Annotated in this window: 14 protein-coding genes; 2 read left to right on the top strand and 12 right to left on the bottom strand. The window is 43.3% G+C overall.

What is annotated here, in order from left to right; all coding sequences use genetic code 11:
- Positions 1–34 precede the first annotated feature (34 nt).
- Positions 35–1,705, top strand: a complete 1,671-nt coding sequence (locus ACW12G_RS04720) for an FAD-dependent oxidoreductase (protein WP_048702172.1) — start codon at positions 35–37, stop codon at positions 1,703–1,705.
- A gap of 100 nt (positions 1,706–1,805) precedes the next feature.
- The gene (locus tag ACW12G_RS04715; RefSeq protein WP_029509452.1) at positions 1,806–2,804 is read left to right on the top strand and encodes a polyprenyl synthetase family protein; all 999 of its coding nucleotides are present in this window, start codon (positions 1,806–1,808) and stop codon (positions 2,802–2,804) included.
- A 52-nt stretch (positions 2,805–2,856) separates the two neighbouring features.
- Here the strand turns inward: ACW12G_RS04715 and rplQ are convergent, their stop codons facing one another.
- From rplQ to rplR, 12 genes are all read right to left on the bottom strand, one after another.
- Positions 2,857–3,240 carry a 50S ribosomal protein L17 gene (gene rplQ, locus ACW12G_RS04710; protein WP_009999828.1) on the bottom strand — a complete coding sequence of 128 codons (384 nt, stop codon included), beginning with the start codon at positions 3,238–3,240 and terminating at the stop codon, positions 2,857–2,859.
- Positions 3,241–3,277: 37 nt separating this feature from the next.
- Positions 3,278–4,222, bottom strand: coding sequence for a DNA-directed RNA polymerase subunit alpha (locus ACW12G_RS04705; protein ID WP_455647391.1), 945 nt, complete (start codon positions 4,220–4,222; stop codon positions 3,278–3,280).
- Between the two features lie 46 nt (positions 4,223–4,268).
- Positions 4,269–4,655, bottom strand: coding sequence for a 30S ribosomal protein S11 (gene rpsK, locus ACW12G_RS04700; RefSeq protein ID WP_009999830.1), 387 nt, complete (start codon positions 4,653–4,655; stop codon positions 4,269–4,271).
- Positions 4,656–4,785: 130 nt separating this feature from the next.
- Complete coding sequence (gene rpsM / locus ACW12G_RS04695; RefSeq protein ID WP_009999831.1) at positions 4,786–5,157, bottom strand: 30S ribosomal protein S13; 372 nt, start codon at positions 5,155–5,157, stop codon at positions 4,786–4,788.
- 84 nt (positions 5,158–5,241) lie between these two features.
- Positions 5,242–5,361, bottom strand: a complete 120-nt coding sequence (rpmJ, locus tag ACW12G_RS04690) for a 50S ribosomal protein L36 (RefSeq protein ID WP_009999832.1) — start codon at positions 5,359–5,361, stop codon at positions 5,242–5,244.
- Between the two features lie 45 nt (positions 5,362–5,406).
- The gene (gene infA / locus ACW12G_RS04685; protein WP_002816015.1) at positions 5,407–5,622 is read right to left on the bottom strand and encodes a translation initiation factor IF-1; all 216 of its coding nucleotides are present in this window, start codon (positions 5,620–5,622) and stop codon (positions 5,407–5,409) included.
- Between the two features lie 108 nt (positions 5,623–5,730).
- Positions 5,731–6,294, bottom strand: coding sequence for an adenylate kinase (locus ACW12G_RS04680; RefSeq protein ID WP_029509450.1), 564 nt, complete (start codon positions 6,292–6,294; stop codon positions 5,731–5,733).
- Entirely contained in the window at positions 6,287–7,621 is a 1,335-nt protein-coding gene (gene secY, locus ACW12G_RS04675; RefSeq protein WP_010006451.1) for a preprotein translocase subunit SecY, read from the bottom strand. Before secY ends, ACW12G_RS04680 begins: the two co-directional genes overlap by 8 nt.
- Positions 7,621–8,055 carry a 50S ribosomal protein L15 gene (gene rplO / locus ACW12G_RS04670; protein ID WP_009999848.1) on the bottom strand — a complete coding sequence of 145 codons (435 nt, stop codon included), beginning with the start codon at positions 8,053–8,055 and terminating at the stop codon, positions 7,621–7,623. The genes secY and rplO overlap by 1 nt, the downstream gene beginning before the upstream one ends.
- 28 nt (positions 8,056–8,083) lie before the next feature.
- Positions 8,084–8,266, bottom strand: a complete 183-nt coding sequence (rpmD, locus tag ACW12G_RS04665; RefSeq protein ID WP_004899438.1) for a 50S ribosomal protein L30 — start codon at positions 8,264–8,266, stop codon at positions 8,084–8,086.
- An 11-nt stretch (positions 8,267–8,277) separates the two neighbouring features.
- Positions 8,278–8,784, bottom strand: a complete 507-nt coding sequence (rpsE, locus tag ACW12G_RS04660; protein WP_009999850.1) for a 30S ribosomal protein S5 — start codon at positions 8,782–8,784, stop codon at positions 8,278–8,280.
- A gap of 18 nt (positions 8,785–8,802) precedes the next feature.
- Positions 8,803–9,156 carry a 50S ribosomal protein L18 gene (gene rplR / locus ACW12G_RS04655; protein WP_009999853.1) on the bottom strand — a complete coding sequence of 118 codons (354 nt, stop codon included), beginning with the start codon at positions 9,154–9,156 and terminating at the stop codon, positions 8,803–8,805.
- Between the last annotated feature and the right edge of the window lie 118 nt (positions 9,157–9,274).

Raw genomic sequence — 9,274 nt, 5'->3', positions numbered from 1 at the left:
ATATTATATAATTCACAAAAGGAAGAAAAGAGTCATGGCAGAAAAAAACATTGTCATTGTTGGCGCTGGTTTCGGTGGTGTATTCGCAGCAAAAACTTTGTCAAAGAAATTAAAATCACACAAAGAATACAATATCATTTTGATTGATAAGCATTCTTACTTCACGTACATGACTGAGTTGCATGAAGTGGCTTCAAAGCGTGTGGCCCCAAAGCACGTGCAAGAAGACTTGGAACATCTCTTCTACCAAAATAAAAATGTCAAGTTGTTGACGGCCGAAGTTAATGGCATCGATAAGGCCGCTAAAATCGTTAAGACAACGCACGGTGACGTGAGCTATGAAAAGTTAATTTTGGCCGTTGGTGGTCAATCAAACGATTTCGGCACACCAGGTGTGAAGGAACACGGCTTTGAATTGTGGTCAATGGAAGAATCATTGGCTATCCGTCATCATGTTGAAAGCATCATCGGTCAAGGTGCCGGCGAACTTGATCCAGCTAAGCGTGAACAAATGTTGACCATTGCGGTGGTTGGTTCTGGCTTTACTGGTGCGGAATTGATGGGTGAATTCATTGAACAACGTAAGGTCTTAGCTGACACTTACAAGTTAGATGAATCTGAAATCAAGTTGGTATTGCTTGAAGCAGCGCCAACAATTTTGAACATGCTACAAGACCGTCGTTTGGCTGACAAGGCTTTGAAGTACATGACTGACAACGGTGTTGATCTTCGCCTAGGTGCCATGGTCACTGGTGTTGATGAAAACGGTGTGATTTTCAAGGATGGCTCAACTTTGCCAACTAAGTCCCTCATTTGGACAGCTGGTGTGAAGGCTAAGTCATTTATCTCTGACTGGGGCTTCAAGTATGGTCGTGGTGGCCGTATCGAAGCCGACGACTACATGCACGCAACGCTTGAAGATGATAAGCCAGCCGAAGACATTTATGTTGTGGGTGACACATTGTCTTACGTTGATGAAAAGACTGGTCCGGTTCCACAAACTGTTGAAGGTGCTGAAAGTGCTGCCCGCGCTGCCTCAAACAATATTTTGGCCGATCTTGGTTTTGCTAAGCCAAAGACATTTGGTGAAGTAGTGAGCTACCACGGTTACGCCGTTTCAATTGGTTCACACTACACAGTTGCCAGCTTGATGGGCTTGAACTTCTCTGGCTTCTTCGCTAGTTTAGCTAAGCACGGCATCAACCTTTTCTTCTATTCACAAATCCGTTCAATGTATTCAATTTTCCACTACATGTTGGACGAATTCTTCCGTACTGCCAACGGTCGTAACCCATTCCGTGGTGCTGTTTCTCGCCTTGGTAACGTCTTGTGGTCAACACCTTTGCGTATCTTCTTGGGTCTCTTCTGGATCCTGGCCGCGCTAGGTAAAGTTGGGCCGCTCAACGACCTCTTCTGGCAACATGGCCTTGCAAGCTTTATTGAAATTGTGACAGGTGCCGGTTTGATTGTTGGTTTGATGACTTGGCCATTAGCGCTGGTGTCAATTATTTTGACCATTGCTGCTTGGGCATCTAATGGCTTTGATCTCACCCACTGGTTCTTGATTTTCTCAAGTATCGCGGTGATGAACGGCGCTGGTCGTGGCTTCGGTCTTGATTTCTACGTCGTGCCATTGCTACAAAAGGGTCTTGGTGGCCTTTGGTATGGTAAAGCAAAGTCACTCTACGATGATTTAGATAAATAAGTTATAATTAAAAAGTGCGAGAATGTGTATTTTCGCACTTTGTACATAAAATAAGCCATACTGCGCGTTCAGTTGGCCGAGAGAAATAGAGAAATTTAACATGGTAACCCCTACTCTTCCAAAAATGTGGGAACAATTTCCCGAATTATCCGAACCATTAGTCGCTGTTTTAAATCGTATGGCAACCAGCTGGCATATCGGCTTCGAAGACATTGATACAGCAATTCGCTCACAACTGAATGCCGGTAAACTCGTTCGGCCAGCATTAACCCTTATTTTCTCAAAACTCACGACAACACCTTATAACCAACAAGCGATTCAGCTCGGTGCCAGTGTCGAACTTTTACACTTGGCAACCTTAATTCATGATGACATTATTGATGAATCCAAATTACGTCGTGGTTACGAAAGTATTCAAAGTCGTTTTGGCAAAGATACTGCCGTCTATGCTGGTGATTACTTGCTGACTGGTATGTTTTCGTTACTTGAACAAACAAACCTACCACAAGCCAACCAACTCGCACTAACAGCCCTACAAGACATTTTATTCGGTGAATTAGTCCAAAAGCATCATCGCTTTAACGTTGATGCGACCTTTGACACTTACCTATCGCAAATCAAAGGCAAAACAGCGGCCTTGTTCAAACTCAGTGTGACCTTTGGACTGATTAGTGGTCAAGCCATCGCAGACGACCTACAAGACACTGTGAGTCAGTTAGGTGAAAATTTGGGGATTACCTTCCAGTTATTGGATGACTACTTAGATTTTGAATCCATTACCCAACAATTATCTCTTGGTAAACCCATTGGTCAAGATATTCGCAATGGGATCTACACGGCCCCAGTCTTATTTGCCCTCACAGATCCAACTGTACGTGATGATATTCGTGCCTTACTCATGCAACGCGATTTGATTAGCGATGCTGACATGATTCGTTTACACGAACTCATTACACAAAGTCACGCGATGGCAAAACTGAATGCGTTACTCACAGACTACACTGAACAACTACAAGCCTTAATTGGCAACTTACCTGAACCAACCATTCAAACGCAACTTGAGCAATTAAGTCAATTATTACTTAATCGTGATCATTAAAAAATACCCCTTGGAATTAAATTCCAAGGGGTATTTTTTAGATGTAACGTAATTAATCAACAAGTTCCAAGATGACCAATTGAGCGGCATCGCCACGACGTTGGACAGTCTTGAGAATTCGTGTGTAACCACCATTACGTTCAGCAAAGCGAGGTGCAACGTCATCAAACAACTTTTGCAAAGCTGATTGTACTTTCACGTTGTCGCCGTCTTCGATCACGTCAGCAACTTCGTTGCGGACAAAGGCAGCAGCTTGACGACGAGCCGCCAAGTCACCACGCTTACCTAATGTAATCATCTTATCAGTTGTCTTACGAACTTCCTTCGCACGGGCTTCAGTTGTCGTGATACGACCGTTGATCAAAAGATCAGTAGTCAAGTCACGCAACAAAGCTTTACGTTGTGAAGATGTACGACCCAATTTACGATATGGCATTGGTGAATCCTCCTTTTTAGTAGTTTAAAGACATGTGTTAATCTTCCTTACGGAATCCTAAGCCCATTTCAGTCAGCTTTTCTTGGATTTCGTCAAGTGATTTCCGACCGAGATTACGCACCTTCATCATGTCGGCTTCAGTGCGATCTGTCAACTCCACAATAGTGTTGATACCGGCCCGTTTGAGACAATTATAAGAACGAACTGATAAGTCCAAGTCTTCAATTGGCGCAGAATCTGACGCACTAACGGCAACAGGTTCCGCTTCCACCATAACACTGGCTTCAGCTGCCACTGGAGAAATATCCATAAACAAGTTCAAATGTTCCGCCAAGATTTTTGCACCTAGGCTCAAAGCATCACTAGGCTTGATTGAACCATTAGTCCAAATATCAAAAGTGAGCTTATCATAATCATCACGTGCACCGACACGTGTGTTTTCTACATGGTAGTTCACACGTTCGATAGGCGTATAAATTGAATCAACTGCCAAAACACCGATCGGCATTTCTTCACGCAATTGCTTATTCTCGTCAGCTGATGAGTAACCACGACCTTTAACTGCCGTGACTGTCATATGCAATGACTTACCTGCTGCCACAGTAGCGATATGCAAATCAGGGTTCAAAACTTCAACGTCTGCACCTGCTTGCAAATCTGCAGCAGTCACTTCAGCCGGACCTTGAACATCGATTTCAAGGCTGCGTTCATCATCCGAATCAATCGCCAACACAACCTTCTTGAGGTTCAAGATGATTTGTGTGACATCTTCAACGACACCATCCACGGTTGAAAACTCGTGAACAACGCCGTCAATTTGCACCGTGTTAACGGCTGCGCCCGGAAGCGATGACAATAAGATACGACGCAAAGAGTTCCCAAGCGTTGTACCATATCCGCGTTCAAGAGGCTCTACAACAAATTTGCCATAGCGGGCATCCTCTTCGATGTTATGAATATTTGGCTTTTCAAATTCAATCATCTGTAATTCTTACCCCTTCTTTCACAGCAAGAGCAATGAAAATCAATTAAACACGACGACGCTTTGGTGGGCGTGATCCGTTGTGGGGAACTGGTGTAACATCTTTGATTGATGTTACTTCCAGGCCAGCTGCAGCCAAAGCACGAATTGCTGATTCACGACCAGAACCTGGTCCCTTAACAGTAACTGCAACAGTGCGCATGTTCATTTCCATGGCACTCTTTGCGGCTGCTTCTGCTGCCATTTGAGCAGCGAATGGTGTTGACTTACGGCTTCCCTTGAAGCCAAGTGCACCGGCTGATGACCAAGCAACTGCGTTACCTTGAACATCTGTAATCATGACGATTGTGTTGTTGAATGTTGAGTGGATGTGAGCAACACCAGTTTCAATATTCTTCTTCACACGACGCTTACGCGTTGTACGACCTGCCATAATGTTTGCCTCCTTTTCAATACTTTTTATATAATTTCTCGGGTTAATTACTTAACCAACATTACGTAACTATGGTTACGATAATCATGTGCCGTATCGATTAGGATACAACAGAAAAAATAATCAGAGATTACTTCTTCTTACCAGCAATTGCCTTAGCTGGGCCTTTACGTGTACGAGCGTTGTTCTTCGTGTTTTGTCCACGAACGGGCAAGCCCTTACGATGACGAATGCCACGGTATGAAGCGATTTCTTGCAACGCTTTGATATCAAGTGATACCTTACGACGCAAATCACCTTCAAGTTGCAAGTTCAACTTGTCAACTGTTGCACGGATGGCGTCTTCTTGATCTGCTGTGAGATCGCGAACACGGACGTCTTCTGAAACGCCTGCTTCAGCCAAAATCTTTTGTGCAGTAGTATTACCGATTCCGTAGATGTATGTTAAGCCAATGACAATACGCTTGTCACGTGGCAAATCAATACCTGCAATACGAGCCATAACAATTTACCTCCTGTTAGTATTTTGAAAATGACAGTTATGTCTATTTACAATAATTTTTTAAAATTGCCTAGTTCTGGAAAATTACTTTCCAGCACGTTGCTTGTGCTTAGGGTTAGCTGGGCAAATGATCATTGTGCGACCATTCCGCTTGATAACGCGGCAAGCATCACACATCTTTTTAACTGATGGGCGTACTTTCATAATCTATTCCTCCTATTCGGTTAACTGATTATTCCAAATCACTTCTTAACGGAAACGATAAGTAATACGACCTTTCGTTAAGTCGTATGGTGACATTTCGACTGTGACACGGTCACCTGGCAAGATTCGGATAAAGTTCTTACGAATTTTACCTGAAACGTGTGCCAAAATAACTGCGCCATTTTCGAGTTCTACTTGGAACATCGCATTTGGTAAAGTTTCTTTCACTTTACCTTCGATTTCAATGACATCGTTGGCCATGCACTTAACCTCCTGTGCTAATAATGTTCAACATTGTTGAGAAGTGCTTAACCTATCAAATTATACCAGATTTGCTAGTACTTCTCAATGTGATTTCAGAAACTTTGCTTACAAGTTATCCAAAACCGCCTTCACATCATGATACACCTCGGCAAGTTCTTGTCCGCCATCGATTGTGTGCAAGACACCTGCCTTTTGATAGTAATCTACCAATGGCAAGTTCGCTGCTTTATTGACAGCCAAACGGTTGTCAATAACTTCAGGTGTATCATCTGCGCGGCCACGTCCCAAAAGACGTTCGCGCAACAATGAATCAGAAACTTCAAAATAAAGTGTTGCAGAGACTGATGTCCCATTTTCCGCTAAATACTTATCCAAGAATGCCGCTTGCGCTTCATTACGAGGGTAACCATCTAACATGAAACCATCAGCTTGAACATCTGCTTGACTCAAACGATCAGCAACCATTGCGTTTGTGATTTCGTCAGGGACCAAGTTACCAGCGTCCATATATTCACGTGCTTGCTTTCCCAATTCTGTATCATTGGCCAAATTGGCACGGAAAATATCTCCAGTAGAGATGTGAACCGTTGGATAATCCTTAACAATAAGGTCTGCTTGTGTGCCTTTTCCAGCACCTGGCAAACCTAACAAAATCAAATTCTTAGCCATTAGCTGCCTCCCGATTTGCTAACTGATCTTTTGTGATAAACCCAATATAATTTCTCTTTTGCATCAAGCCATCAATTTGACGAATCAAATCAAGCGCCACGCCAATTGTAATCAAAAGGCTTGTGCCACCTAGTCCAATTTTCTCGTTCAAACCCCAGACATCTGAGGCAATGAGTGGTACCAAGGCCACAAAACCTAAGAAGATTGAACCAACAAAGCTCAAATTCAAAAGTAATTGTGACACATAAGCCTTTGTCTCATTACCAGGACGTACACCGACGATGTAAGCCCCTTGCTTTTGCAAGTTTTCTGATAACTTCTCAGGGTTAACTTGGACAAAGGCATAGAAGTAGGTAAAGATGATAATCAAAACAGTGTAGAGAATTGCACCCGGTAGTGTTGTCAAGCTAAATAGATCTTGCATAACTTGATACCATTGCGCTGACGCATATTTACCTTGGAATGCCAACAAAATCGTTTGTGGTGTACTAATAAATGATGAGGCAAAAATGACCGGAATAACGCCAGAGACGTTAACCTTCAATGGTAAATAAGCTTCACTACCATATGATGTTGCAGAACGTGTGTACTGCATTTGTAAACGACGTGTGGCTTCATAGAACCATGTTGTAATGCCGATGACCAAGATCATGGCAGCTGTCAACACAGCCATAAAGACAATGCCGTTGACTAAATCACTTGAGTTGGCTTGTAAGATATTTTCTTTGAAAATGTCATACATGCCTGAAGGTGCTTGTGCAATGATTCCAGCAAAGATAATCATGGAAACACCGTTTCCTAATCCTTTTTCAGTAATCATTTCACCTAGCCACATGGCAAAAAATGTTCCGATGGTCATAACCGTGCCAATGACCAGGTATGACATCACATCATTTGTGTGGCTAACAAGTCCGTAGGCTGTCAGTGAATTAAATCCAGCTGTAATACCTACGGACTGAACAAATGCAAGCACGAGGGTTAACCAACGTGTGGCGTTGTTCAACTTTCGCCGACCAACTTCACCCTGCTTACTCCATTCAACAAAGCGAGGCACGATATCTAATTGCAAAAGTTGCACAACAATTTGTGCCGTCACGTAAGGTGAAACACCCATTGCGAACAATGAATAGTTCATCAAACCGCCACCAGAAAAAATGTTCAGAATGTTCATTAATCCTGAATTGGCCATATCCGCCATTGCAGCAGGGTTAACACCAGGCACAGTAATGTGCGTTCCAATTCTGTAAATAAACAGAAGTAGGAAGGTCCACCCTAACTTTTTGCGAATATCCTTTTCACGTACTGCATTAAATAACGTGCGTAGCATTAAATTACCTCAGTCGTTCCACCGGCTTGTTCGATAGCCGCCTTAGCAGCGCCTGAGAACTTATGTGCCTTAACAGTCAACTTCTTGTCAAGTTGACCGACAGCCAAGACTTTGATACCTGACTTTTGATTTTTAACAACACCGCTTTCAATCAAAAGTGCTGGCGTGATTTCTGTGCCATCTGCGAATGCGTTCAACTTTTCCAAGTTAACCACAGCAAATTCCTTACGTGAAATGTTAGTAAATCCACGCTTTGGAATACGACGGTACAAAGGCATTTGACCACCTTCGAACCCCAAACGTACTTTGCCACGAGCCTTTTGACCCTTTTGACCACGTCCAGATGTCTTACCGTTTCCTGATGACGTACCGCGACCTACACGGTTACGCAACTTGCGTGAACCTGCAGCAGGTTGTAATTCGTTCAAGTTCATCTTTCGGTACCTCCTATTTTTATCGTTATTACTTTACTTCTTCAACGCTAACCAAGTGAGCAATGTGGAAAATTGCGCCACGAGTAGCTTCGTTGTTAGGCTTCACCACTGAGCTAGATACACGACCAAGTCCAAGTGACTTAACGATCGCGCGTTGCTTTGGTAAGCGATGAGCCGCACTCTTAATCAAAGTGATTTTCAAATCAGCCATTTTATCGCTCCTTATTCAGCCAAGTGTTCCAATGAAACACCACGCAAAGCTGCTACTTCTTCTGCATCCTTCAAGCTTGTCAAAGCTTCAAAAGTTGCGCGGACAACGTTAACTGGTGTTGATGAGCCAAGTGACTTTGCAGTCACATCGGCGATACCTGCTAATTCCATAACAGAACGTGCAGCACCACCGGCAGCAACACCAGAACCTTCTTCGGCTGGCTTGATCAAGATCTTACCACCGCCCCAAACGCCAAGGACGTCGTGAGGAATAGTTGTCCCTACTGTTGGTACAGTGATCATCTTACGCTTAGCATCTTCGATTGCCTTACGGATAGCTTCAGGAACTTCTTGTGCCTTACCAGTTCCAAAACCAACGTGGCCTTGCTTATCACCAACGACAACCAACGCTGCGAAACGCAAACGACGACCACCCTTGACAACTTTTGTGACACGGTTAATAGCAACAACGTTTTCTTCTAATTCACCAAGTGACTTAGGGTTAACGAATTCAACCATTTTTTATTCCTCCTTTCCTTAGAACTTCAAGCCGTTTTCACGGGCTGATTCTGCTAATGCTTGAACACGGCCGTGGTACAAGTAACCACCACGATCGAAGATAACTTCTTCTAATCCTGCGGCCTTACCACGTGTAGCGATCAATTCACCAACTTTAATAGCTTGTTCTGTCTTTGTACCTGATACTTCTGCATCATGGCTTGAGGCACTTGCTAGCGTTACACCCGCTACGTCATCAATTAATTGCGCGTAGATGTTTGCATTAGAACGGAAAACGTTCAAACGTGGGCGAGCAGCAGTACCAGAAATCTTGCCGCGAACGCGCTTGTGGCGCTTTAAGCGGAGCTTGTTTTTATCTGGTTTTGAAATCATAGCTGTGCTTTCCTTTTCTTGATGGCTTACGCCATGTTAAATTTATTGTGATTAATAATTGAAAATAATACGAGTAAGTTAAAAAATCTGACGATTTGATTACTTACCAGTCTTACCT

The organism is Leuconostoc sp., from assembly GCF_965300815.1.
The sequence above is the reverse complement of the archived record's forward strand: the minus strand, read 5'-3'. Positions and strand labels throughout refer to the sequence as shown.